At 67.6% G+C, this 23,832-nt stretch carries 24 protein-coding genes and 1 pseudogene; 12 read left to right on the forward strand and 13 right to left on the reverse strand.

All coding sequences use genetic code 11. The features are described 5' to 3' along the window. The first annotated feature begins 7 nt into the window (after window positions 1–7). Both ACQP2E_RS27680 and ACQP2E_RS27685 read left to right on the forward strand, forming a co-directional pair. Entirely contained in the window at window positions 8–742 is a 735-nt protein-coding gene (locus ACQP2E_RS27680; protein WP_433825877.1) for a hypothetical protein, read from the forward strand. Window positions 743–785: 43 nt separating this feature from the next. Continuing rightward, window positions 786–1,649, forward strand: a complete 864-nt coding sequence (locus ACQP2E_RS27685) for an alpha/beta fold hydrolase (protein WP_433825878.1) — start codon at window positions 786–788, stop codon at window positions 1,647–1,649. On the opposite strand, the gene ACQP2E_RS27690 is transcribed toward ACQP2E_RS27685, so the two are convergent. From ACQP2E_RS27690 to ACQP2E_RS27700, 3 genes are all read right to left on the reverse strand, one after another. After that, on the reverse strand, window positions 1,646–2,257 hold the full coding sequence (locus tag ACQP2E_RS27690) for a class I SAM-dependent methyltransferase (protein ID WP_433825879.1): 612 nt from the start codon (window positions 2,255–2,257) through the stop codon (window positions 1,646–1,648). The two genes, ACQP2E_RS27685 and ACQP2E_RS27690, sit on opposite strands and share 4 nt — an antisense overlap. 90 nt (window positions 2,258–2,347) lie before the next feature. Beyond that, complete coding sequence (locus tag ACQP2E_RS27695) at window positions 2,348–2,596, reverse strand: DUF6582 domain-containing protein (RefSeq protein WP_433825880.1); 249 nt, start codon at window positions 2,594–2,596, stop codon at window positions 2,348–2,350. An 86-nt stretch (window positions 2,597–2,682) separates the two neighbouring features. Beyond that, the gene (locus tag ACQP2E_RS27700; RefSeq protein WP_433825881.1) at window positions 2,683–2,949 is read right to left on the reverse strand and encodes a helix-turn-helix domain-containing protein; all 267 of its coding nucleotides are present in this window, start codon (window positions 2,947–2,949) and stop codon (window positions 2,683–2,685) included. Between the two features lie 64 nt (window positions 2,950–3,013). Here ACQP2E_RS27700 and map point away from each other — a divergent pair, with 64 nt between their 5' ends. The 3 genes from map (at window position 3,014) to ACQP2E_RS27715 (ending at window position 5,624) form a co-directional block, all read left to right on the forward strand. Further along, entirely contained in the window at window positions 3,014–3,826 is an 813-nt protein-coding gene (map, locus tag ACQP2E_RS27705) for a type I methionyl aminopeptidase (protein WP_433825882.1), read from the forward strand. 253 nt (window positions 3,827–4,079) lie between these two features. Beyond that, a complete protein-coding gene (locus tag ACQP2E_RS27710; protein ID WP_433825883.1) occupies window positions 4,080–4,499 on the forward strand; it encodes a hypothetical protein in 420 nt (139 codons plus the stop codon). Between the two features lie 282 nt (window positions 4,500–4,781). Further along, window positions 4,782–5,624 (forward strand): DUF5753 domain-containing protein, encoded by an 843-nt coding sequence (locus ACQP2E_RS27715; RefSeq protein WP_433825884.1) that lies wholly within the window; start codon window positions 4,782–4,784, stop codon window positions 5,622–5,624. Between the two features lie 48 nt (window positions 5,625–5,672). Here ACQP2E_RS27715 and ACQP2E_RS27720 read toward each other — a convergent pair whose 3' ends face one another. Next, entirely contained in the window at window positions 5,673–5,897 is a 225-nt protein-coding gene (locus ACQP2E_RS27720; RefSeq protein ID WP_433825885.1) for a hypothetical protein, read from the reverse strand. Between the two features lie 278 nt (window positions 5,898–6,175). Between ACQP2E_RS27720 and ACQP2E_RS27725 the strand changes: the two genes are divergently transcribed. Continuing rightward, window positions 6,176–7,015: a helix-turn-helix domain-containing protein gene (locus ACQP2E_RS27725; RefSeq protein ID WP_433825886.1), complete on the forward strand. Its 840-nt coding sequence runs from the start codon at window positions 6,176–6,178 to the stop codon at window positions 7,013–7,015. Between the two features lie 13 nt (window positions 7,016–7,028). Next, window positions 7,029–7,244, forward strand: a complete 216-nt coding sequence (locus tag ACQP2E_RS27730) for a DUF397 domain-containing protein (protein ID WP_433825887.1) — start codon at window positions 7,029–7,031, stop codon at window positions 7,242–7,244. 50 nt (window positions 7,245–7,294) lie between these two features. Here the strand turns inward: ACQP2E_RS27730 and ACQP2E_RS27735 are convergent, their stop codons facing one another. From ACQP2E_RS27735 to ACQP2E_RS27760, 6 genes are all read right to left on the reverse strand, one after another. After that, on the reverse strand, window positions 7,295–8,272 hold the full coding sequence (locus ACQP2E_RS27735; RefSeq protein ID WP_433825888.1) for a glycosyl hydrolase: 978 nt from the start codon (window positions 8,270–8,272) through the stop codon (window positions 7,295–7,297). After that, a complete protein-coding gene (locus tag ACQP2E_RS27740) occupies window positions 8,269–10,671 on the reverse strand; it encodes a glycoside hydrolase family 2 protein (protein ID WP_433825889.1) in 2,403 nt (800 codons plus the stop codon). Before ACQP2E_RS27740 ends, ACQP2E_RS27735 begins: the two co-directional genes overlap by 4 nt. After that, window positions 10,668–11,480: a carbohydrate ABC transporter permease gene (locus ACQP2E_RS27745; protein ID WP_433825890.1), complete on the reverse strand. Its 813-nt coding sequence runs from the start codon at window positions 11,478–11,480 to the stop codon at window positions 10,668–10,670. The genes ACQP2E_RS27740 and ACQP2E_RS27745 overlap by 4 nt, the downstream gene beginning before the upstream one ends. Continuing rightward, complete coding sequence (locus tag ACQP2E_RS27750) at window positions 11,477–12,340, reverse strand: carbohydrate ABC transporter permease (protein ID WP_433825891.1); 864 nt, start codon at window positions 12,338–12,340, stop codon at window positions 11,477–11,479. Before ACQP2E_RS27750 ends, ACQP2E_RS27745 begins: the two co-directional genes overlap by 4 nt. Beyond that, window positions 12,337–13,644, reverse strand: a complete 1,308-nt coding sequence (locus tag ACQP2E_RS27755; RefSeq protein ID WP_433825892.1) for an ABC transporter substrate-binding protein — start codon at window positions 13,642–13,644, stop codon at window positions 12,337–12,339. Before ACQP2E_RS27755 ends, ACQP2E_RS27750 begins: the two co-directional genes overlap by 4 nt. Before the next feature lie 134 nt (window positions 13,645–13,778). Beyond that, window positions 13,779–14,615 (reverse strand): LacI family DNA-binding transcriptional regulator, encoded by an 837-nt coding sequence (locus ACQP2E_RS27760; RefSeq protein ID WP_433825893.1) that lies wholly within the window; start codon window positions 14,613–14,615, stop codon window positions 13,779–13,781. Window positions 14,616–14,671: 56 nt separating this feature from the next. Between ACQP2E_RS27760 and ACQP2E_RS27765 the strand changes: the two genes are divergently transcribed. Further along, window positions 14,672–15,817: an ROK family transcriptional regulator gene (locus tag ACQP2E_RS27765; protein WP_433825894.1), complete on the forward strand. Its 1,146-nt coding sequence runs from the start codon at window positions 14,672–14,674 to the stop codon at window positions 15,815–15,817. A gap of 95 nt (window positions 15,818–15,912) precedes the next feature. Next, window positions 15,913–15,996: pseudogene (locus tag ACQP2E_RS27770) on the forward strand (VOC family protein); the annotation flags it as partial. Between the two features lie 109 nt (window positions 15,997–16,105). Here the strand turns inward: ACQP2E_RS27770 and ACQP2E_RS27775 are convergent. Then, a complete protein-coding gene (locus ACQP2E_RS27775; protein WP_433825895.1) occupies window positions 16,106–16,741 on the reverse strand; it encodes a TetR/AcrR family transcriptional regulator in 636 nt (211 codons plus the stop codon). Window positions 16,742–16,819: 78 nt separating this feature from the next. Between ACQP2E_RS27775 and ACQP2E_RS27780 the strand changes: the two genes are divergently transcribed. From ACQP2E_RS27780 to ACQP2E_RS27790, 3 genes are all read left to right on the forward strand, one after another. Beyond that, window positions 16,820–17,785, forward strand: coding sequence for an NAD(P)-dependent alcohol dehydrogenase (locus ACQP2E_RS27780; protein WP_433825896.1), 966 nt, complete (start codon window positions 16,820–16,822; stop codon window positions 17,783–17,785). Between the two features lie 167 nt (window positions 17,786–17,952). Then, the gene (locus ACQP2E_RS27785; RefSeq protein ID WP_433825897.1) at window positions 17,953–20,100 is read left to right on the forward strand and encodes a hypothetical protein; all 2,148 of its coding nucleotides are present in this window, start codon (window positions 17,953–17,955) and stop codon (window positions 20,098–20,100) included. After that, window positions 20,097–21,599: a DUF4407 domain-containing protein gene (locus tag ACQP2E_RS27790; protein ID WP_433825898.1), complete on the forward strand. Its 1,503-nt coding sequence runs from the start codon at window positions 20,097–20,099 to the stop codon at window positions 21,597–21,599. The genes ACQP2E_RS27785 and ACQP2E_RS27790 overlap by 4 nt, the downstream gene beginning before the upstream one ends. A gap of 4 nt (window positions 21,600–21,603) precedes the next feature. On the opposite strand, the gene ACQP2E_RS27795 is transcribed toward ACQP2E_RS27790, so the two are convergent. Together ACQP2E_RS27795 and ACQP2E_RS27800 are read right to left on the reverse strand one after the other, a co-directional pair. Continuing rightward, the gene (locus ACQP2E_RS27795) at window positions 21,604–22,752 is read right to left on the reverse strand and encodes a hypothetical protein (RefSeq protein WP_433825899.1); all 1,149 of its coding nucleotides are present in this window, start codon (window positions 22,750–22,752) and stop codon (window positions 21,604–21,606) included. After that, complete coding sequence (locus tag ACQP2E_RS27800; protein ID WP_433825900.1) at window positions 22,722–23,831, reverse strand: protein phosphatase 2C domain-containing protein; 1,110 nt, start codon at window positions 23,829–23,831, stop codon at window positions 22,722–22,724. Before ACQP2E_RS27800 ends, ACQP2E_RS27795 begins: the two co-directional genes overlap by 31 nt. Between the last annotated feature and the right edge of the window lies 1 nt (window position 23,832).

Genomic DNA, 23,832 nt, shown 5'->3' on the forward strand with positions numbered 1-23,832 from the left:
CGAACAGGTGACCAGTCCGCAGAACCCGGCGACCCGCCAGCGCAGCTATCTGCTGGTGATCACCCTGGTGGTCTCGGCTCTTTCCCTGGTCGTCGGGCTGGCCGGCGTCGGGCTGGCGGCGTTCGCGCTGAGCCGCAGCAGCCAGGCCACCGACCTGGCGAAACAGGCGAACGACCGGCCGCTCGCCGCGCCGGCGACCGAGGCGGCGACCACCCCGGAGGCGTCGGCGCCGACCACCGCGGCCACGCCCGCCGAGGAGCCGGCCGACGGCGCGGGCGACCCCAGCACCGCCGAGACGCCGGCCGACGTCAGCCCCACGGCGGAGTACACGATCGCGTACGAGGGCGAGCACCTGCGGGTCCGCTCGGGCGGTTGCGGCGCCGGCGCGGCCATGCACATCGACCTCGCCGAGCCGCGGGTGCTGAACACCGGCTACGGACCGGAGTTCGGCGTCCTCGGTTGCAGCGCGCCGGGCCAGATCGACACCTCCCTCGCGGTGGCGCAGGTGTCCGGCCCGACCGCCACCCCGAACGACTGCCAGGAGACGATCCGCACCAACCCGGGCCGCTCCCCGATCGTGCCGACGCGCGGCATGACCCTGTGCGCCATCACCGACTATCAGAGGGCAGCGGCGTCGGGCCGCCCGCAGAAACTCGTCTTCGTCACCGTCGACTCGATGTCGACCGAGAGCGAGACGGTCGTCCTCAACCTCACCCTGAAGGCCTGGAACATCCCGCAGTAGCTCAGCCCGCCCCCGAGTCCGGGCGACCCCGTACCCTGCGGCCATGGTCAGCTGGCAGATGAACGGTGTCGCGCACGTGATGCGCCTGGTGTACCGGCGGAAGTTCCTCACCGAGGCCGCCGGCCGTCAGACGCTGTACCGGGCGAAAGGCCCGTCGGCACCGCCGAAGCGGCTGGCCGCGACCAGTGCGGCAGTCAACGGCTTCACCGTCTACAAAGTCGGGGAAAATCCGGACAAGGCCGTGATCTACCTGCATGGCGGCGCCTACACCAGCGAGATCGTCGGTCAGCACTGGTCGCTCATCCGGCACATCGCCGAGCAGACGGGCTGCGAGGTACACGTACCCATCTATGGCCTGTCGCCGAAGCACCATGGCCTGGAAGCACTGGCCCTGGTCACCGAGCTCATCGCCAGGATCGGCAAGCCCGTCTACCTGGCCGGCGACTCAGCAGGTGGCGGCCTCGCACTGCTCGCAGCGCAGCACACAGCAGCGCAGCACACAGCAGCGCAGCACACCACCGTCGCCGGCCTCACCATGATCGCGCCGTGGCTGGACCTGACCATGTCCAACCCCGGCATCGACGAGATCGAACCGGCCGATCCGTGGCTGTTCCGAGCCGGCCTGCGCCCGATCGCGGCCGCGTGGACGGGCGGCCTGGAACTCGACGACCCGAGGCTGAGCCCGATCCACGGAGACCTCGACGGATTACCGCCCCTGCAGATCCTGGTCGGCACCCGCGACATCACGCTGCCGGACTGCCGGCTGCTGCGCGACCGGGTGCCCGCCGACACGAAGGTGACGTACCACGAGCAGGAGGGCGCCATCCACGTCTATCCGCTGCTGCCGGTCCCGGAGGCGAAAGCCGGCCGCGCGGCGATCGTGGAGCACATCAACGCGACGCTTTAACGCCGCGCGTGCACCCGCTCGATCGTACCGGCCTTGAACCGCTGCGTCTCGACGATCGTGAAGCCGGCCTCTTGCACCAGAGGCAGCTGGCGGCGGGTGAAGTGCTCCCCCGCGGTCGGCACGGTGATCTGTTCGAAAAGCCACTGACCAGCACGAACAGGCGGCCAATGACTGGCGATGTGATCGACGAGCAGGAGCCGCCCACCCGGGACGAGCACGCGCCTGGCCTCCAGAACGGCCGCCCGGGGATGCGGAATCGTACACAGCGACAGCGCACACACCACCGTGTCGAACGACGCGTCCGCGAACGGCAGGTTCTCGGCGTCACCCTCGCGCAGATCCACCGGCCGCCGTGCCCGCTGCCGGGCGACCTCCAGCATCCGCGGGCTCAGGTCGATGCCGGTGGCGGTGGTGCCGGCCGGATAGAACGGCAGGGTGCGCCCGGTGCCCACCCCGACGTCGAGGATCCGGCCGGTCGCGCGGGCGCCGATCCACTCCCGGCCGCCGGTGAACCAGTGCCGTTCCAGGAACTCGATCTGCCGGTCGTAACTGGGCGCGGCCTTGTCCCACACCCGGCGAGCCCTGGCAGTTTCTGGTAGCTCCTCCACAACGTTCCCCTCGGTCGGCGCAATCCGAGGTTACGCAATGGCGCGGCTCTCGGCCGCCCGACGAAATTACCCGATTCGGCAGAGCGCCGATCACCGTTCTGTCTTCGGCGGCTTGCCGAGCTGCTGCCAGCGCGTTTCGGTCATCTCGACGCCGAACTTGCGGGCGGCCTTCTGAATTCGCCGGAACGCCTCGTCCCGTTCCGCATCGCTGACGTCCTTCACCTGGTCGAACCGCGCTATCGCATTCCGCACATGGCCGGCGTCGTTCAACGGCTCCTTACGAACCCGCGGAAACGCGAATGCGCTGTCCTTCATGGCGTTGCGGTCGTCAGCGTCCAACTGATTGTTCGTCGACTTCGAAGTGTGAGTAGCAGCCATGTCGTCCGGTTACCCGATCGCCGGCCGCTCATTCACGACGTCCGGAATCAGGACGCCTGCCGCACGGGCATCCCGGCCATCCACACCTCGGCCAGCTCACTGAGCGGCACGCCGAGCGCCTGACTCAGACACACGACGGTCCCGAACGCCGGCGCCGGCAGCCGCCCCGCCTCGATCTTGCGCAGGGTCTCCGGTGACATCCCGGCGGCCACCGCCACCTCGACGAGGCTGCGTCCGCCTCGCGCGGCCCGGAGCGCGACCCCGAGACGCTGGCCCGCGGCGATCTGCTGGGGGGTGAGCGGTTGGCGAACCATGCCAGCAGGATACCTCCCGGACACCGTCGTGGTATAAAAATACCGCAACGGGAGAGGGAGCACCATGATCGAGTTGAAGTCCGCCGCAGAGATCGCGAAGATGGCCGTGACCGGCCAATTCGTCGGTGAATTGCTCGCCGAGCTGCGCGACGCCGCCGCCGTCGGCGTGAACCTGATGGACCTCGAACACCAGGCGCGCCGCCGCATCAAGGAACGCGGCGCCGAGTCCTGCTACTGGGACTACGCCCCGTCGTTCGGCCGAGGCCCGTTCCGCAACGTGCTGTGCCTGTCGGTCAACGACGCCGTCCTGCACGGCCTGCCGCACAAATACGTGCTGCGCGACGGCGACCTGCTCAGCCTCGACATGGCGGTCGGCATCGACGGCTGGGTGACCGACTCCGCCGTCTCGGTCGTGGTCGGCACCCCCGACCCCGCCGACCTCACACTGATCGAGACCACCGAGATCGCCCTGGAGGCCGGCATCGCAGCGGCCAGACCGGGCGGCAAGCTGGGCGACATCTCCGCCGCGATCGGCAAGGTCGCCAACGACGCCGGTTACAGCGTGAACCTCGAATTCGGCGGCCACGGCCTCGGCCGCACCATGCACGAGGCTCCGCACATCCCCAACAACGGCCGCGCCGGCCGCGGCATGAAACTCGAAGCCGGCCTCACCATCGCCATCGAGCCCTGGCTCTGCAAGTCCACCGACAAGATCAAGTTCGACAAGGACGGCTGGACCATCCGCTCCGCCGACGGCTCCCGCACCGCCCACTCCGAGCACACGGTCGCCGTCACCGAGTCCGGCCCGCAGGTCCTGACCCGCCGCCCCGCCGAGAAGCCCGCGACAAGCCGCACCAAGCAGCCCGCAACTTCCTGAAACCCTTCTTGGGTACGCACGAAGCAACCGTCATCCGATTGTCATCTGACCTGACCTGGCCGGGACCGCCGAACCGGCGGCCGAGACCGGGTCCTGTCTCCGCGCCCGGTGGCGGCGCGCCGGCCCTCGCTGTCGCCCTTTCCTGGCATTCGTGACCATCATTCTCGCCTCAACGGGCGGGTGACCCTATGCGAGACATGATCGGACACTCCATCATGGAAGACGGCAACGTCGCCCAGCCCGAGGAGTGCCCGTGGACCTCGTCGACACCCGTGCCGGTGACCTCTTCGAGCAGGGATTCCCCGCCCTCGCCCAGGCGGTGACCTGCGCCGGCGTCATGGACCACGACTTCCGCGTCCGCTGGCCGGCAATGTACGACCGTTACCACGAACGCTGCCGGGCCGGCGTGCTCCGCCTCGGCGGCCTGATGTCCTGGAAGGCCCCGGACGGCCTGCTCATCTACAACCTGGTCATCCACCAGCGCCCCGGCACCCCACCGGACCCCCAGGCGCTGCGCACCGCCCTGACCGCAGCCCTGGCCGACGCCGAACGCCGCGGGATCCGCCAGCTGGGCCTGCCCCGGCTGCCCGACTGGGACCAGACCGGCCCGGCGGTGAAGGACGTCGCGGCCACCACCACGATCCAGATCGTCGTGGTGCAACCCGCCGGTTGATCTCTTCCGCGAAAACAGTCGGATGGCACCAATGCAGCAATCACGGCAAGCTGGGCGCCGGCCGGCCGTGCTATTCGCATTCGCACGGCATTTTTGCCAACCCGGACGATTGTACGTGACCGCCGGCAAAAGCGGGACTCCCCAGATTTAGGCTCCACTTTTCCCGCTCCGGGAATGGCTGCTGGATACGCCCTACCCATAGGTAGCATGGTGCTGCCAGCAGATGCCGATCTTGAAAGGCCGGGAACAGGCCACGCAGGAGATCCTGGAGGAGGTGATCCCATGACCGCCGGCGCGGATCCGACTGCCCACCGCCTCACCCTGTGGCGGCAACTGACGATCACCCGGATCCAGTCGGGCTGGGATCCGAAACAGGTCGCCGACGCCCTCGGCTGGCCCCTCGCGGACCTGCTGCTCGTCGAGGCCGTCGCTGACGGGATTACCGACGGCCGGCTGCTGACCCTGCTCGACCACTACGGACTCACCGATCAGGTCCAGCACCTGTACCAGGCGGTCCAGCCGCTGACGGTTCGCGACACCCCGCTGAGCCGGGAGGTCAGGCTCCTCGTCGAGTACGAGAAAGTGGCGTCCAGCATCCGCGCGTTCGAGCCGTTCGTCATCCCCGGCCTGCTGCAGACCCGGGCGTACGCAGAAGCGGTGCTCAGCTTCTTCGCGACACCGGCGGAGCTTGGGCCTCTGGTGCAGGCCAGGATGGCCCGACAGGAGATCCTCGATAGTGACGACGCGCCACGGATGCACTTCCTGATCGACGAATCCGCGCTGCACCGGTGGGCGGGCGCGTCCGGCACCGGACCGGCGATCATGCGTGACCAGTTGGAGCACCTGCGCCAATCGGCGGCCAACCCACAGGTACGCGTCCAGGTGGTGCCGTACTCAGCCGGGCTGCACGAGGGAGTGAAAGGCCCGTTCGTCATCCTCGGCTTCACCACTGCGGGCCACGGCGAACTGCTGTACCTGGAGGACGCGAAAGGTGATGTGATCCGCGCCGATCCGGAGCACGGCGCGTCCTATCTGGACCGGTTCGGCGCCCTGTCGGCCATCGCCGCGCTGCCCGAGGATCTGGACGCCGCCGTGGATCGGGCGCTGGAGGGATTGACCGGCTGAGCGGACCTATGGCGGCACCGTCGCCTTTGACGATTGCCGCCATAAGTTTCAGAGGAACAGCGACATGACCACCAGCACCAGGGCCGCGACCGCCAGGAGAACGGCCAGCCCCATCGCGGCGGCGGATTTGATCACTTCGACGACCGGCTGCAGAGAACGCGCGATGAACCGGAGTGCGAGAAGGATCAGAATTGCGGCGCCGACGATCATAACGTTTGAGGCATCGTGACCAGGCGGCTGTTGCATGGACAGCACAAGGACTACACTTTCCACGACTCGTCCTTTCTTTCCGTGTGACCGGTTTGGGCGGACAGTTGGATAACGGGCACTCCTGGCTGCAACCAGGGGTGCTCGTCCTGTTTGAGGCCTCAGCCATTGATGGCCTTGACCCTACGGACAGTCTGCGCGGCGACACGGCTAGTTGGCAATTGCCAAACCGCATGTTGACACACTATGTTTTGCCACGGTCCGGCTTGCCAACGATTGTGTTGACATAGAATCGAGCCTGGGGTATCAGGAGGTGTCTTGTGGTCCGGCGGAGTAGCCCGACGTTGCGCAACCGAGAGCTCGGTGCGCTCCTGAGGGGATACCGCGAGGCCAGAGACCTGACCGCCGCCCAGGTGGCGAAAGACGTGGGCCTGCCCGCCGCCACCATCAGCCGGCTGGAGAACGCGTCCCGCACCTCCCCACGCTCCGGACCACCACACGTTCGCGCGCTCTGCAGTTACTACGGCCTGGACGCTCACACCACGGAGCGGCTGGTCCAGATGGCCAAGGAGGCATCGCAGCCGGGTTGGTGGCAGCGATACAACCTCGAGTCACCCACGGCGACCTATCTGGATCTGGAAAGCGCTGCCGTCTCGATCAAGAATTTCGAGGCGTCGGTCATCCCGGGGCTGTTACAGACGAGCGGATACGCGAAAGAGGTAATCGCACCGATCCGGCGACATTTCTCCGCCGACCAGCTGGAAGAGACGGTAGAGTCCAGAATCCAGCGACAGCGGATCCTGACAGGTGAAAATCCGTTGATCTTTCACGCCGTGTTCGACGAATCGATTCTGCATCGGATCATCGGAAACCGCGACATCATACGAGATCAACTCCACCACATCAAGCGACTCGCTTCCGAGCTGCCCAATGTCACGGTCCAAGTCCTGCCATATTCTGCGGGTTCCAATCCGGGACTCGACGGCGCCTTCGCGGTGCTCGATTTCGCCGAGGATTCACAACCCACGGTGATCTACGCAGAGGGGCAGCTGGGCCAGCTCTATGAGGACGATCTGGGAGAGGTCGATCGAGTGAAACGCCTGTTCGCCGGCATTGTCGATGTCGCCCTCGACCCTGATCGGTCACTAAGCATGATCGCCGATCAAATCCAAGAACTCTCTTAATCCAGGGAAAATCATGAGCTACGTGAAGTTCGACCGGAATGCGCTCGTCTGGCGCGTCGCGACCCGCAGCGCCGGCGGCAATTGTGTCCAGGTCGCCAAGACGGACAACCTCATCGCCGTGCGCAATTCGCGCCACCCCGACGGCGAGATCATCCTTTACACGAAGCCAGAGTTCGAAGCCTTCTTGGACGGTGCCAAGAAAGGCGAGTTCGACGACCTGCTGGACTGAGAAAACCGGACAACGGGCGGCAGCCGATCGGGTGCCGCCCGTTGCTGGTGTCAGAAGCGGACTTCGCCCTGGTTCAGCACCCTCGGATGGAAGTACGCCGCCTGGATCTCCGCGTTGGTGTTGCTGCCGCGCAACTGCTCGGACCACACCATGAAGTACGCCCACCGTGTCTGCGACGTCAGCAACGCCGCGTTCGGCACCTTGCCCATCTCGGCGATGGCGATCGGCTTGCCCGCCGCGATCGTCTGCATCTGCTGGTAGTCGCCCGACGACGGATGGCCCTTGTACCAGACGTCCAGCGACACCACGTCGGCATAACCCGAGCCCGGGTAATACGACGACCACCCACCGGCCGGGTTGTCCTGCACGTTCCAGACCCAGATCAGGTTCGTCAGACCCTGGCTGTCGAAGTAGTCCTTCATCTGTTGGAAGATCTTCGCGCCACCATTCGGACCGGACCGGCCGCCCCACCAGTTCCACGTCTCGTTCATCTCGTGGAACGGGCGCCACAGCACCGGCACCCCGGCGTCGCGCAACTGCCGCAGATAGGGCACGACCTCGGCCATCCGGAACCGCCACGCCTGGTTGAGCGCGGTTCCGCCGGTGACGATCTGCTGGAACTGGGCGTTCGTGATCTGCGTCTTCACGCCGCCGTCGAACTCGCACGTGCGGCCCGCCGTCGGCGAGCAGGCGTGCCAGGTCAGTGCGACCAGCGAGCCGTTCTGCCACTCGCGAACAGCCTGGTCGACGACGCGCTGGCGGTTGGCGATGTCGTCGGCGCGGAACATCATGTCGCCGCCCCAGAGGCCGGGCCACTGGCCGGTGACGGCGTTGACCTGCGCGGTGTACTGGCCGGGTGAGCTCGCCGGCTCCTTGTTGTGCTGACCGGAGACGATGCTGGTCCCGGTGATCGACCGCAGGTAGTTCAGCACGGTCGCCTTGCTGGTCGCGGGGAACGCCTGTGCGGGTACCGGCAAGAGTGCGGCGCCGAGCAGCAGCGCTGCGCCGATGGAGAGGGGGATCTTCACTGCGATACCTCCTGGGTGAGGGCGGAAGCCAGCTCGGTCAGCACCCACGGCGCCTCGACCGAACCGGGGTCGAGCGGGACCGGCGCCCGCACGTGCAGCACCGTCGACTCACCGGGCAGCAGGGTGACGAATCCCTGGTCGACGGTCGCGGACGGATGGATGCGATCGGCCTGCAGCAGCACGTCGCGGGCGACACCGGCGGCGTGCAGGCGTACATCGAGGCCACCGGGCACGGATTCCGCGGTGGCCGTGAGCCCGGCATCGGCGGAAGCGGCATCAGAGGCGAACCAGAGCGCCCGCGCCTCACCGAGCGTGGCGACGACGATGGCCGCGTCACCGCCGGCACCAGGTATCACGGCGACGCTGCGGGCCGCAACCGAGACCTGATGAGAAACGGTCGTCAGCAAAGCCCCGTCAGCAGACCGCGACTCCACCCGCAGCAGGCCGTCCCACACGTCGGCACTGTCGTTGAGAACGGCCACTCCGCGCGGCTGAATGGTCAGCGCCCGATCGGCGTGCATCTCCCGCAGCGCGTGATAGAGCGGCTTGAACCGCCCCGCCCCGTCGATCGCCGCCCACGAGGTGACCGGCCACAGATCGTTGAGCTGCCACACGATCGTGCCGCCGGTGTGCGGCCAGTGCGACCGCCAGTGCTCGATACCGGTACGCACGGCCCGCACCTGGTTGAGCTGCGTCAGATAGTGCCAAGCCTCCGTGCTGCGGAAAGCAGGGAAATGCGCCGCCAATCCGCGGGCGAGTTTCCCGTTGCCGTCCTCGGCTTTCTGGTGGTGCAGCACCCCGGGTGAATCCGGCAGCAGCGGCTCGTCGGAGACCGCGTCGCGCAGCGTGCGCCAGGCCGGCGGCGCCTGCCACCCGAATTCGGCCACGAATCGCGGCGCCGAATCGCGATAGTGTGAATAATCCTGCCGGTTCCACACCTCCCAGGAATGGAAGGTCTGGTGATCGGGGTCGTTCGGTTCGTGCTCCCACGACCCTGACCAGGGACTTCCCGCCTGATATGGCCGCGACGGGTCCAATTCGGCCACGATGGCCGGCAGGATGTCCAGGTAATAGGCCGGGCCCCAGCTGAGGTCGCCGCCCGGCATCGACGCCCAGCCGGAGGCATCACGCAGCCACAGATTCTCGTTGTTGCCGTTCCAGGTGATCAGGCTCGGATGCGGTGCCAGCCGGGTCACGTTGTCACGCGCTTCGGCGATCACCTCGGAACGGATCGGTTCCTCCTCGGGATAGCAGGCGCACGCGAACAGGAAGTCCTGCCACACCATCAATCCGAGTTCGTCGCACACCTCGTAGAAGGCGCGGTCCTCGTAGATTCCGCCACCCCAGACCCGGATCAGATTGACGCCGGCGTCGGCCGCCTGCCGCAGCCGTGATGCGTACCGTTCGCGGGTCATCGAGGACGGGAAGATGTCGTCCGGGATCCAATTGACGCCCTTGATGAGAACGGGCTGTCCGTTGATGTGGAAGACGAATCGGGTCCCGGCCTCGTCCGGCGTGCGATCGAGTTCGACGGTGCGGAATCCGACCCGCCGTTGCCACCGATCGATTTCGGTCTCGCCGTCGAGCAGCACCACTGTCAGGTCCTGCAACGCCGCCTCGCCGTACCCGCGCGGGTTCCACGGTGTCACCCCCGCGACGTCCAGCTCGGCGCGGACGACCGTCTCCCCCACGCCCACCTCGAGCAGGGCGATCGGCAGGCCGTCGAGCAGCACCTGCGCGCGCAGCGCGCGATCCCTGACGCGCTCGATCTCAGCGGTCAGGTCCAGCTTCCCGAGACCCTCCGGACCGGCACCACTGATGTACGCACACAGCGGCCGCACCGCAGCGATCCGCGCCGTGCTCCAGCCCTCCAGCCGGACGGGCCGCCAGATCCCCGCCGTGACCAGGGTCGGGCCCCAGTCCCAGCCGAAGCTGCACGCCATCTTCCGGATGAACGGGAACGGCTCCGGATAGGCGTTCGGCCTCGGCCCCACCACATCCCGGACAGCGTCGGCCTCGGCATAGGCGGAGCTGAAGCGTACCGAAAGGGGGGTGTTGATCTTGATCTTGGAGGTGACGTCGAAGCGGTAGGTGCGGTGCATGTTGCGGGTCTCGCCGAGGAGTTCGCCGCCGAGTTCGACGCGGGCGACGGTGTCCAGGCCCTCGAAGACCAGGTCGACGCGGTCGTGCGGCGGGCCGTCCCAGGTGATCTCGCGCCGGTATGTCCAGCCGGCGCGACCCGCCCAGGCCACCTGGTGCTCGTTGTCGTCGAGGAACGGATCCGGGATCCGGCCGGCCGCGAGCAGGTCGGTGTGCACGCAGCCGGGCACCGTTGCCGCGATGTCCACATCGTCGCCACGCAGCTGCCAAGCGCCGGACAAATCCTGAATGACCGTCATTTTGTTGCTCCCGCGGTGACGCCGTTGTAGATGAAGCGCTGCAGCAGCAGGAAGAGCAGGACCGTCGGAAGGATGACGATCATGGTGCAGGCGGCGATGGTCTCCCACTGCGCGCCATAGGGGCCCTTGAAGCGGAACAGCGCTGTGGAGATCACGCTCAGATCGGGTGAGCGCAGGTAGAGGAAGGGGATGTAGAACTCGTTGTAGATCGCGATGCCCTTGATGATCGCCACGGTCGCGATGGCCGGTTTCATCAGCGGCAGGATGATCCGCCGGTAGATGGTGAACCGGGAGGCGCCGTCCATCATGGCGGCCTGGTCCAGGCTCGGCGGGATCGACTGCATGAACTGGATGAAGATGTAGATCGAGATGATGTCGGTGCCGAGGAACAGCACGATCGCCGAGCCCGGGGTGTTGACCAGGCCCATCGACTTCACGATCTGGTACGTCGCGACCTGGGTGGTGACGCCGGGCACCAGCGCGGCCACCAGGAACGAGCCGAGGACCAGTCGCTTGAAGGGAAAATCAAAACGGCTCATGGCGTACGCGGCCAGGGTGCCGACGAAGATCGTGCCGGTCAGCGAGATCGCCAGGATGACGGTGGTGTTCCAGAAGCCGAGCAGCATCCGGCCCTGCGTCCAGGCGGTGGCGAAGTTGTCGACGTTGAGCCAGCTCTTTGGTGGGGTGAGCGGGCCGCTGCTGTTGTATTCGGCGTGGGTTTTGAACGCGGCGAACAGGACGACGATGAGGGGTAATAGGACGATTACCGAGGCGACGATCAGCGAAAGATATTTAGCCACTTTTTTCATGACAAGCTCACCTCCTCGTCGGGCACGAGCCGGCGCTGGACCCACGTGATCAGCAGAACGATGAGCAGCAGCACCACGGCCATCGCCGACGCCAGCCCGATCTGCCGGAACTGGAACGCCGTCTCGTACGCCTGCACCACGAACGTCCTGGTCCCGTTCGCGCCGCCGGTCATGATGAACGGGATCTCGAAGACCGACAGGCTGCCGGAGATCGCCAGGATGAACGAGAGGCTGATGATCCGCCGGATGCCCGGCACGATGATGTGCCGGAACGTGTGCCAGTCCCCGGCCCCGTCGATCTCCGCGGCCTCGTAGATCTCCCCCGGGATCGACTGGATCGCCCCGAGGAACAGCACGAAGCTCAGCCCGGTGAACCGCCACACCGACGTCCCGGCCAGGCTGATGTTCGCGATGTCCGGGTCACCCAGCCAGAAATGCGTCTGATCGCCGAGCCCGGCCCAGCGCAGCACGGTGTCGAGAGTGCCGTCCGGCTGGAACAGGTAGAGGAACACGAACCCGACGGCGACACCGTTGAGCAGGTACGGGAAGAACAGGATGCCCTTGAACAGGTTCCGGAACCGGGTGTTGAACGACAGGATCACCGCGAAGTACAGGGCGATGGCGATCTGCGCGAACGACGCCACGAAGTAGTAACCGCTGATCAGGAAGACCCGCCAGTACCGTTCGTCGGTGAACACCCGCACGTAGTTGTCCAGCCCGACCGGGTCCATCGTGACGTCGAGGCCGTCCCACGAGGTGAAGCTGTAGACGACCATGTTGGCGACCGGCACGTACGTGAAGGTGATCAGCAGGGCGAGTGCCGGAGCCAGGTAGAGCCAGGCCGTGAGCTTCCTCGTCACTTCATGACCTGGGACTGCGCCTCGCCCCACCGCTTGTTCAGCTCGGCGAAGTAACTCTCCTTGTCACCCTTCGCCGCACCCCGGGCGATGTCGACAAGCTTCTGCCGGTAGATGTTGCCGGTCAGGTCGATCTCCGAGGTCTTGATGATCTGGTCCTCCTTGCCGCTGTTGGCGACGGCGGCCGGCAGCTCCATCAGCTCGACGCCGGTGGCCTGGAAATCCTTGAGCGCGGCCGGCAGCTCCTGGCCGATCGCCGGCGGGATGGCCTGCTGGTCGGCGGAGAACCCGGACTCGTTGACGAACCACTCCAGCCAGGCCTTCGCGGTGGCCTTGTTCTCGCTGGTCTTGCTGACAGCGGCCTTGTAGTCGCCCTCGATGCGGGCGTGGAACTTCCCGCCGGTCTGCCACGGGAACGGCCAGAACGCGATGTCGTCCGGATTCGCCCCGGCGGCGGTCGCGGCGTCCTTCATCTGCGGGATCGCCCAGGAGCCGAGCAGCATGCTGGCGACCTTGCCGGTGCCGAGCATCGGCTTACTGCCCTCCCAGTTGGTGGTGAGCGGATCCGGCTCGATGAGCTTGTTCGTCACGATGTCGAAGAGCAGCCCGTCGGTGACGTACTGGACCTTGCCGGGCTGCCACGGGCTGGCGTCGGCCGGGAACGTCTCGTTGGCGTCGGCCTTGCCGAAGATGGCGCGCTGACTGTTCCAGAAGCTCAGCGGCCAGCCGTCCTTGTAGTTGGTGTAGAACGGGATCGCGCCGGTCTTGTCCTTGACGGCGGTGAGACCGGCGACGAACTCCTCCGGCGTCGTCGGCGGCGCGGTGATCCCGGCCTGCGCCCAGACCTTCGTGTTCACCACGAACCCGTTGGCGACACCGCCGATCGACAACCCGTAAACCTGTCCGTCGTACGCCTTCTCGTCGACGAACCGGTACTTCGCCTTGAGATCCGCCGTGGCGCCGAGCGGCTCGAAGAACTGGCCGAGCTGGTCGACGGCGACCGTGTTCGGGATCAGCAGGACGTCGCCGTACTCGCCGGAGCTGAGCTGAGTGGTGACGTCGCCCTCGTAGTTGGTGACCGGCTCGAAGCTGACAGTGGTGCCGGGGTACTTCGCCTGGAACTTCTTGGCGTACTCCGGCAGGGCCGTGGTGGCGAGGTCGGTGCGGTTGGTCAGCACCGTGATGGCACCGGTGATCTCGCCGGAGAAGTCGGCCGGCCCTTCCTCGGTGGCACCGCCGGTGCACCCGGTGACCAGGGCCAGCACGGCAGCCGCGCCGATGCCGATGAGGGTTCTTCTATCCGCCATGTCGCTGTCCGTCTCATTGGTAATCGATCCGTAGGGCGCTCAGCATGGTCGGATCGCTCGTGTGTCGTCAAGGTTAAATTAATAATTTATGTAGTCTGGAGAGGTACGGCGGCCTGCTTGCGAGCGCGCCATGATCAGCTCAGGGGGTGGGTACTGTCCCGGACGACGATGTGCGCCGACGGCGCCTGATAAACCTCGGCCGGCTCGCCCGCCAGCGCCGCGAGCAGGGCTTTCGCCGCCAGCTCACCGATCCGCTCGACGTCGTGGCTCATCGCCGACAACGCCGGCACGGCCAGCTGGCACTGTGCCGAGTCGTCCCAGGCCACGATCGACAGATCGGCCGGCACGGTCTTGTGGTGCTCGGCCGCCGCGGCGAGACCACCGAGCGCCATCACGTCGTTGTCGAAGATGATCGCTGTCGGTTTCTCGTCGAGGATCCGCAGGGTCGCGGCCCGGCCGCCGTCGAACGAGTAGTCGCCCTCGGCCACCAGCAAGGTCATCTCCCGGACGGCCGCCTCAGCGGCCAGCCCGTTCTGCCGCAGCTGGGTGTGCGCGAACCTCGGCGGCCCGGTTACGTGCCCGATCCTGCGGTGCCCCAGCACGGCCAGGAACCCGACGGCCTCCTGCGCGAACCCGGCGTCGTCGGTCCACACGGTCGGCAACCCCTGCGCCGTGGACGGATCCCCGATCACCACGGCGGGCAGATCCAGGCCCGCGACCAGGGCGACGCGCTCGTCGTCCGGTCCCAGGTCGACCAGGATCACCCCGTCGACACGCCGGTGGGCGGCCCACCGCTCGTAGGTCGCGTTCTCCGCGTCCCGGTCGGTCACCACCTGCACCAGCACCGAGACACCGGCCGGCGTCAGCACACGCTCCAGACCCTCGAGGAACTCGTGGTAGTACGGTTCCTCTCCGAGCACCTGCGAAGCCCGCTCCAGCACCAGCCCGACCCGACGCGGCGCCTGAGTCAACGGTTCCTCCCGGTAGAGTTGCCCTGTTCGTTCGAGACCCGGAGACCGTACCTCTGATGGCACGTCGTGAAGCGCCAGCCGCGGGTCCCGGCAGCCGGGCACTCATCGTCGACGTGATCCGCTCCGCGGCCGCGATCAGCCGCGTCGAACTCGCCGACCTCACCGGCCTCACCCAGCCGTCGATCTCCAACATCGTGCGAGACCTCATCGCGGACGGGATCATTCACGAGGTCGGCTCCGCCGATTCGGTACGCGGAAAGCCCCGCAAGCTGATCGCCATCAAACCGGCGAACCGTTTCGGCATCGGCTTCCACCTCGGCCCGGACACCCTGACCTGCGTGGCGGTCGACCTGACCGGTGGTGTCGTCGGCCGCGAGGTCGTACCCCGCCCACCGGCCGGCCAGCTCGCCGGCCAGTTCGACGACTTCACAGCCGGGCTCGACCTGCCCCGGGGCCGCATCGAAGGCCTGGCGATCGTGGCGCCTACCCCGTACCCAAGTGGTGCTCCGTCCGAAGATCTCCACACCCTGCGCGCGACCCTGACCGGCCGCCTGGGGCTGCCGGTGATGGTGGAGAACGACGCGGCGGCCGCGGCCCTCGGCGAGTTCTGGAGCCGCCGGGTCTCCCGCGAGCAGGCGTTCGGCTGCATCTACCTCGGCACCGGCATCGGCGCCGGCTTCGTCTTCGGCGGCGCCCTGTTCCGCGGCGCGAGCTTCGACGCCGGCGAACTCGGCCACATGTCGATCGCCTACGACGGCCGCCCGTGCCCGTGCGGCAACCAGGGCTGCGTGGAGCGCTACGCCTCGATGGCCGCGGTGGTCGCCGACGCCGGCGTCCCGGTGAACGGCACGTCGCTCTCCAGCGCCTACGACACCGTCGCGCGGGCAGCGGTGACCGGCGACGCCGCGGCCTTCACGATCCTCGACCGCGCGGCGAGCCATCTCGCGGTCGCCGCCACCTCGATGGTCAACCTGCTGGACCTGGGCCGGGTGGTCCTGACCGGCCCGGGCGCGGCCCTGGCCGGCTCGATCTACGCCCGCCGCCTGCGCACCCACCTGGAGCGAACCGCCCACTCCCGGCGGCGGCATCCGGTGCTGGTCGAGCTGTCCGCCCAGCCCAGGGACGCGGCCAGCATCGGCGCCGCCGCCCTGATCGTCCAGGCAGCGGTGGCGCCCGGCCACACCCCCGGCCCATCCACCTGACGCCCGAGGTTGACCTTCGCCCTGGGTGAAGGTCGAGACTTGCGGGAGCTGGACGTGCCGCTCGCCCGGATCCGGGAGGACCCGGGCCGACGTTCATGTTCATCGCGGTCGAGGAGGGCAGGACGGGCAAGAACCGCTGCCATCTCGACCTCAGCGCCGACAACCGGGCCGCGGAGGTCGAGCGCCTGGTCGAACTCGGCGCCACGTACCGGTCCGAGCACGACGAGTGGGGCCATCAGTGGTCGTGCTGCTCGACCCGTCCGGCAACGAGTTCTGCGTGGCATGAGCCTAGGGGTGCCAGCCGGTCGCGTGTAACCGCTCGAAACCGTCCAGCAGCACGTCCAGGGCGAACTCGAACTCGAACTCGTCGTCGCACCCACCGCCGACGATCGTGTCGTTCTCGTGCGCGGCCGTCATCGCCATCTCCACGACGTAGGGAAACGCCGTCATGTCCGGCGGCTCGCCACCCGGATCAGCTGTGTACAACTCCTGCGTGAAACCCAGAACCCGGCTTCCCAGCGCGTGCATGACGTGGTGGGTCAAGCCGGCGGACATGCCGCCGGCTCTGAAGATTTCGATGACCCCATTCATGTACGCGAGAACCGCCGTCGTCGGCGCCTGCCGCACCTCGATGGCGCGCGAGGCCCACGGGTGGAGCAGCATCGCCTGCCGGGCGGCGAGGATCTGTTCACGCATCGCGGGTTTCCAGTCCCCGTGGTGCGTCGCCGGCTCGATCTCACCGATGACCACGTCGAGCATGCCGTCGATCAGCTCGTCCTTGTTGGCAACGTGTTTGTAGAGCGCCATCGGCACGACGTCCAGCTCCTGAGCGAGCCGGCGCATGCTCAGCTGCTCCAGGCCGATCTGGTCGGCCAGGGCCACGGCTGCGCGCAGCACCCGGTCCCGATTCAGCCTTGTCACCACGTGGGCACGATATCTCCCTTGACAGGTGTACGGCGTACACGTTCACTGGGTGTACACCGTACACCTTGGGGGTTTTCGATGAAGGCGCTCGTGCAGGATCGCTATGGCTCGTGCTCGATCGGCTCGGTTCCCACGCCTGTCGCCGGCGACGGGCAGGTGCTGGTGCGGGTCGCCGCCGCGTCGGTGAACGCCTACGACTGGCATGTCATGCGCGGTGACCCGCGGTTCGCACGCCTGAGCATGGGCCTGAGGCGGCCGAAGACCCGGGTTCGCGGACGGGACTTCGCCGGGCAGGTCGTCGCGGTGGGTGCCGGGGTCTCGTCCTTCCAGCCCGGCGACGAGGTGTTCGGCGATGCCGGGCAGGCGGACGGCGCCTTCGCCGAATACATCGCGATTTCTCCGGACCTGGTGGCACACCGGCCCCCGGCGCTGACACCGTCCGAAGCGGCGGCGATTCCCCTGGCCGGGGTGACGGCGTTGCAGGGCCTGATCTCTGTTCTTCCTGGACACACCGTCCTGATCAACGGCGCGTCAGGCGGCGTCGGCACCTTCGCCGTCCAACTGGCGACGGCCGCCGGGGCGTCAGTGACCGGAGTCTGCAGCACCCGCAACGTGGACCTGGTGACGTCGCTCGGCGCATCCTCGGTGATCGACTACCGGCAGACAGATTTCACCGCCCTCGACACGAAATACGACGTGATACTCGATCTGGTGGGTAACCACGCACTGTCCACTCTGCGCGACGCGCTCGCCCCCGGTGGCACCCTGGTCCTCTCCGGCGGCGGCACATACCAGGGCGGCAGCCTCTTCGGCCCGATGCGCCTGATCCTCTGGGCGGGCCTGGCATCCCGCTTCACCAACCAGCGAATTTCCGTCCTGACGGCGACCACGAGCCAGCAGGACCTGACCACACTGGCCGAGATGGCGGCGGCCGGCACGGTCAAGCCTGTGATCGACCGCGCCTTCCCCCTGACCGAGGCCGCCGCCGCGATCCGATACGTGGAGTCCGAACACGCCCGAGCAAAGGTCGTCATCACCATTTGAACTGGCCGAAAGCACGATCTCCCGCTATCCGCATGATCATTTATGGCCGACGGGTCCGGCATTTCGTCCGCCGGACACTATGGGGCACCCAATCGCCCGTTTACCCTCTCTTCTGGTCACACGGTGCACGGGGCTCCACAGTGGCGATCCAGGCAGGGAAACAGAACGTGTTCGAAGGCACCGAGGAAGAACCCCAACCGGTCTATTTTCTCTGCGATGTATCCGCGCGAATGGGCAACGACCGGCGGGTCCTCGGCGAGTCACTGGTGGGCCACCTGGCCGCCGGCATCGCCGGCGACGAGCTGCTGAGATCCGTGGTTCGCTGGGGCGTCGAGCACTACGGCACCACCGACGGGTTCGGCTCGGTGCTCCCGTTGCAGCAGGTGGATTTCACCGACGATTTGCCGGCCATGCGTACCACCACGGCGGAACCGACTCTGCGCGCCGCGACCGAAGCCATGCGTCAGCGCATGGCTATCGACATCTCCCAGCTGGACGCCGACTTTCCCGAGGTACGGCCGCCCTTCATCGTCGTGCTCACCTCAGGGACCTTCACCGAAGCGCCGGACGAGTGGGACGCCATCCTCAGCGACCTGATGACCCGCAATCCGCGGATCGAGCAGATCCGGGGCTGGCAGCCGGCAGTCCTCTTCGTCGGTCTGTCGGCCGAGGACGGCACACCGCTCGAACATCTGACTCAGACGTACGACGCCGTCGGTTACTCCGCCGTCACGAACGAGGCCGACGTCACCACTGTCGCGCACGACGTCGTCGCGATGATCCGGAGTTCGGTGCTGACCGGCGTTCTTCGTCTGCGTCAGGCCCGCTGGGTGGTGGCGGAGGAGGATCTCGTCACCGGCGACGTCCTGGAGCACACCACGGACGCCGAGGTCGTGGAGGTGACCGCGCACCCGTTCCCGGATGTAGCCGGGCCTCTCCTTTATCGCCGGTTCCTCGATGCCGATCGGGATGCCGGGACGCGTCCGATCGACGAGCTGGTCGACCTGACCGCGATCCGGCGGGAGCCGTCGGCGAGCGGCCTCATCGACCGGGTGTGCTGGCCAGTTCGGGTGGTCGTCAGCTCCTCAATCGCCGGCTCCTCAATCGGCGGCTCCTTAGCCGGCGGGTCTTCAGTCGCCGATGATCCGCGAACCGTCACCGGTTTACTGGCGCCGGGCGTTCCGGCCGCATTCGGCGACGACGGCGACGACGGCCGCATCGTTCCCCGGTCGATCGCCCTGCTCAGGCTGGACGGCACTGCCCCCGTCCCGGTCGAGCCCGGCACCGTGCCGGTCGCGCTCGACGGCGTCGCCCGGATGCGCCTGCTGGCCGATCTCGCCGGCATCCTCGATCTGGCCCATGCCCACAGCATCGTTCTCGGCACACGCGCGCTCGAGTCGGGAGTCTTCCGTGTTCTGCGCCACGAAGCCGAGATCCAGTTGGTGGACTGCGCCGACGTCCGGCTGTGCGCGACTGCCGACGGTCATGAGACGACCGTCGACCTGAGCTGGTTCGGCCGGTTCGTCGAACTCTGCCTGATCGATCGGACCGGCCTGATCGATCGGACCGGCCTGATCGATCGGACCGGCCTGGTCGATCGGGTCCCGGCCATCCCCGCTCTCGACCCCGAAGGGCTGGACCTGCTCGCGCGCGCCAGGTCGAACGCGCTGTCCGTGACACCGGCGGCCTCCCGCTGGCGGGAATACCTGAGCCGGCGAGCCGTACTGCTGCAGGGACCACCGATCGTCACGTCGGTCACTGTGGAGCCGAGATTCGCGCCAGTCGGCGCCGACGTGACGGTCCGCTGGCTCACCAGTTACGCGGACGAGATCTCCGTGATCGGCCCGGACGGAAACCTGACTCCTGTGCCCGCGAGCCATGCCGACGGCGGTTCCCTTCCGATAACCGTCACCAGGTCCGGCCGGATCACCGTGCTGCTCCGCAACAAGGTCGGCGAGCGCCGGCACGACTCGCCGTGGGTCAACGTGTTCGAGCTCCCACGCCTGCGAGAGATGCCGATCCCGATCGCACCGCCGCTGACGTCCAACCGAACCCTGCACCAGGTCGGCGATCTGATCAACGGAATCTGGGCAATGGACGACGACACGGTCCGCAGCGCCCTGTCCGCGTCGTCGGTCTCCGACCCGATGACCGGCACGATCCGTCCGCGGCGTCGTTCCCTGCGTGATCTGCTCGGCGCACGGCGCTCGGAGATGCCGCAGATCTTCCCGCACGACCTGGGCGGCTGGTTCCTCCAGCGTCCGGAGAAGTCCCGTTCCCCTCGTAAGAATTGGTGGAGGTTACCGTGGGCGTGACGCACCGGTTGGCGCAGATCGCAGGAGGGCGGCCCGAGGTCTTCGAGGCGGCGCCCGGCGATCGGATTCGGTACGCCGCGATGGGCGGAGTCATCGTGTCGACAGCGGTGGTCGCCGCCGCCTCGGCGGTGATGGCCGTCCACATGACCATGGGGCTGCCGATCGTCGTCGAACTGCTGATCGGCCTGGCCTGGGGAGTCATCATCCTCAACCTGGACCGGCTGCTGGTCGTGCAGATGATGCGCCAGGAGCGAAAGATCCTCTCGGTCGCGGCGGCACTCCCGCGGGTCTTGCTCGCTCTCGTCCTCGGCACGGTGATCTCCACCCCGGTGGTGCTCCAGATCTTCGCGCCGGAGATCGAGACCGAGCTGTTCGTGATGCAGGCCGAGCAGACCGAGGCATACAACCGGCAGATCGCGACCAACCCCGACTACGCGAAGATCCCCGAGCTGACCGAGCAGATCGCCGCCGATGAGGCGGTTCTCGCCAAGGGCGTGTCGGTGAACGTGGAGAGCGATCCGGCGGTCACCGCCGTACGGGAGCTTTATGACAAGGCACAGACGGCTTACCTGGCCGCGGAGAAGAACGTGGTCTGCGAGAAGGAGGGCACCTGCGGCTCGGGCCTGGCCGGGCCGGGTATCGCCTTCGACGAGAAGGTGCAGATCCGCGACGACCGGAAGGCCGAGCGCGACGACGCCGCCCAGCAGCTCAAGGACGCCCGGGCCGCTGCGGCGAGCAACCTGAGCAGCGCCCAGGACACCGCGATCGCGACAGCCCGGAGCCGGCTCGACGCCAACCGGGCAGCGCTGACCGAATTGAACGAGCGGTCCGAGGCGGCCAAACGAGCGCACGCGGCGCAGAGCGAGCAGGACGACGGTTTGCTGGCCCGTTTGGAAGCCCTGGACAGGCTCTCCGCGGACCGGCCCACGCTGCAGCTCGCGCACATCATGCTGTTCCTGCTCTTCCTGTGCCTGGAATTGCTGCCCGTGCTGATGAAACTGCTGCAGGTCCTCGGCCCCGAGACTCCGTACGACCGCAAAGCCAAGGAGGTCGACGACAGACACGCCCGGACCGCGGCCGAGCGCTGGGACGTCGAACGCGAGATCGAGCAGGATCGCCTGCAATTGATCAAAGACGCCGCGAAGATCGGCAACCAGAAGGTCGTCGAGGCACAGAGCCAGGTGATGCAGCGGGTGCTCGTCGCCTGGGAGGACTACGCGCACGCCGCCGCGGACCGCGACGTGCAGCGCTGGCAGGACCAGCTGACGTCAGCGGAGCGTCTCGGTGACAACGAGACCAGGACCGTCCAGTTGCAGGCGTATCGAACGCCAGACCAGGACGGCACGTACTGGGCGCCGACCGGCCACCAGCCGGCCCCGCCGGTCAACGGACCGGACGCCTCGCGGGCGATCCGCGGCACGGCGCCGGTCGGTGAATCGATGGCCGCGCCGCAGCGCTCGGTGTACGGCACGCGCCAGGACCCCCACGAAACGGAGTGACCTGTCAGGGTGCGGTGATCCGGCTCCAGCCGTGCCCTTCCACCCACTCCCAGTTGCCGCGCCGGGTGCCGTTCACGAGCACCGGGCGCGGCGGCGTTACCGGCGCCGGCGCAGACCTCGGCCGTTGCTTCGGCGTGGTCGAAGGGGCGCCTTGCAGAACCCGGTACCAGTCGCGCATCAGGGGCCGGTCCTGCGGATCGCCGGCCATGCTCGCGTCGAGCAACGCTTGCGCCTCGGTGCCGAGCTGAGCACGCAGAATCGTGCGGGCCTTGGCCGGATCACGGTTCACCGCGCAGCCCCGGCCGAAGTCGAGAATGCGCACCACCATCAGCCCGAACTTGTACACATCGGTTTTCGCGCTCTGAATGGACCAGGCGTTGTGCAGCCGGTCCTGCACGTCCCGGGCCGCCGGAGGAACGCTGCGTTTCGCCGATTCCAGTGCGTGGCTTGCGGCCAGCGCCTCGGGTGGCTGCCAGTTCGGCGTGTGCGGCTGGCTGCCGAACGTGGCACGGTTGCCGCGGATCCGGGCGCTGTCCACGTCCACCACCATGATGGCGGGTCGTTGCGGATCCGGGTCGTAGATGATGTTGCGGCCGGAGACGTCACCCAGCACGATGTTTTCCTTGTGCATCATCCCGTACGCCGCTGCGATCGCTCTGATCAGCTGCAGCCGGGTGCCCAGCGAGACGTCGGGCAGGCCCTTGCGCATCGCGGTCTCGGTGTCGCCGAACAGCGTCTCGATCTCCCGCGGCTTGTGGTTGGACCCGCCGTTGCGTTTGGTGAAGTGGTGGAAGAACCGGTCCGGGATGATCCGCATCAAGATGCCGTCGGCCGCACCGCCACCGTCCTTGACCAGCGCGACCGGCCAGATGATCCGCTCATCCCAGGCCTTGAGCTGATCGGCCGGCAGCCGATCCCGGAACTGCACGAAGTTGGAAAGGCCCTGTCCCAGCGCCGGGCCGGCCGACTGCTTCGTCTTGTCGGTGTACTTCTTGTAGACATAGGGACCGGGCTGGTCACCCACCCTCGTCAGGTCCGGCACCAGGTGGACCGTCGCGGTGCCGCCCCGGGCCAGCGGTTCGATCCGGCCGAGCTGGCCGACGGTGAACTCGAGGCCGCCACTCACCGCCGCCGCCTGGGCGGGTTCGTCCACACCATCACCGCGGTCCGGTCATCAGTGAAGGTCTTCTTGTAGAACGCCAGGTGCTGAGCGAACGCCAGGACGTCCGGCGGCGTATGCCACTTCTCCCGCAGGAAGGCTCCGACCGTGCCGCGCGCCGAGCCGAGCGGATCACCGAGGCCGTCGGTCATCACTACGAACGATTCCCCCACCGCCAGATGGAAGGTGTCCACGCGCGGTTCCACCAGGTCGGGCATCGGCCGCACCGAACTGGAGAGGATCTCGTTGCCCTCGTTCTTGATCGCGACCATCGGGAGCCATGCGTCCTCGCGCAGCAGGAAGGCGCTGGAGTCGCCGGCCAGGTTCGCCAGCAGAGCGCGGTGAGTGCCGTCGGCGGACGGTGCGGTGTCCACCATGAAGACCAGCGCGGTGGCCGACATGATCGTCCGGACGTGCGCGAACGGCAACGACTCCTCAAGTTCGCGCAGCTTCTCCTCACTGCCCGGCCGCGCGTAGGCCCGGCGCAGATATTCGCGGGCGCGCTCCGTCACAGCGGTGTTCGCCGCCTCCACCGCCTCCGCCCACGGCAGCGCGTCCGCGAGGGTCTGCCAGTCAGCCCGCGGGTCTTCCACCGTGAACCCGGTCAGGAAGTCGATCAGCGTGCCGGTCAGCTTGTCCACGATCTCGGCGGCCGCCTCGTGCGAGCGCGGCCCGTCGGACACACCGTCCGCGATGCACCCGACCAGCCATCGCTGATCACGGGTGAAACGGATCGCGTACGCGTCCTGGCGTGGCTCGCCACGTTCCTGATGGCTGAGTCCACGGACGCTGGCCGCCCGGAAGGTGATCGAGCCGGCGTCCGCCCCGTCGACCACGATGTCCGGTGGCGGCGTTCTCACCCGCGCCGCGACGATCGGGCGGACCAGCGGCTGACGCCCCGCATCCTCCACCACCCACCGTTCATCGCGGTGCCGGTGCCAGAGCTGCTCATCGGGCGGGTCCGGTGGGTGAAGCCCGGCGATCGGCTCACCGAGATCCCCGTTCAGCGGTGTCGACCAGTCCGTATCGTCCTCCACCGGCTCCGGCGGCGATATCCGGCCGTCGTCCAGCATG

This window comes from Actinoplanes sp. CA-015351 (assembly GCF_050955685.1).
Taxonomy (GTDB): domain Bacteria; phylum Actinomycetota; class Actinomycetes; order Mycobacteriales; family Micromonosporaceae; genus Actinoplanes.

Coding starts and splice junctions, on each gene's coding strand:
- ACQP2E_RS27715 (WP_433825884.1), top strand. CDS start 4,782: ATGACCGCCGGCGCGGATCCGACTGCCCACCGCCTCACCCTGTGGCGG.
- ACQP2E_RS27730 (WP_433825887.1), top strand. CDS start 7,029: ATGAGCTACGTGAAGTTCGACCGGAATGCGCTCGTCTGGCGCGTCGCG.
- ACQP2E_RS27765 (WP_433825894.1), top strand. CDS start 14,672: ATGGCACGTCGTGAAGCGCCAGCCGCGGGTCCCGGCAGCCGGGCACTC.
- ACQP2E_RS27685 (WP_433825878.1), top strand. CDS start 786: ATGGTCAGCTGGCAGATGAACGGTGTCGCGCACGTGATGCGCCTGGTG.
- ACQP2E_RS27800 (WP_433825900.1), bottom strand. CDS start 23,831: ATGCTGGACGACGGCCGGATATCGCCGCCGGAGCCGGTGGAGGACGAT.
- ACQP2E_RS27700 (WP_433825881.1), bottom strand. CDS start 2,949: ATGGTTCGCCAACCGCTCACCCCCCAGCAGATCGCCGCGGGCCAGCGT.
- ACQP2E_RS27755 (WP_433825892.1), bottom strand. CDS start 13,644: ATGGCGGATAGAAGAACCCTCATCGGCATCGGCGCGGCTGCCGTGCTG.
- map (WP_433825882.1), top strand. CDS start 3,014: ATGATCGAGTTGAAGTCCGCCGCAGAGATCGCGAAGATGGCCGTGACC.
- ACQP2E_RS27780 (WP_433825896.1), top strand. CDS start 16,820: ATGAAGGCGCTCGTGCAGGATCGCTATGGCTCGTGCTCGATCGGCTCG.
- ACQP2E_RS27740 (WP_433825889.1), bottom strand. CDS start 10,671: ATGACGGTCATTCAGGATTTGTCCGGCGCTTGGCAGCTGCGTGGCGAC.
- ACQP2E_RS27745 (WP_433825890.1), bottom strand. CDS start 11,480: ATGAAAAAAGTGGCTAAATATCTTTCGCTGATCGTCGCCTCGGTAATC.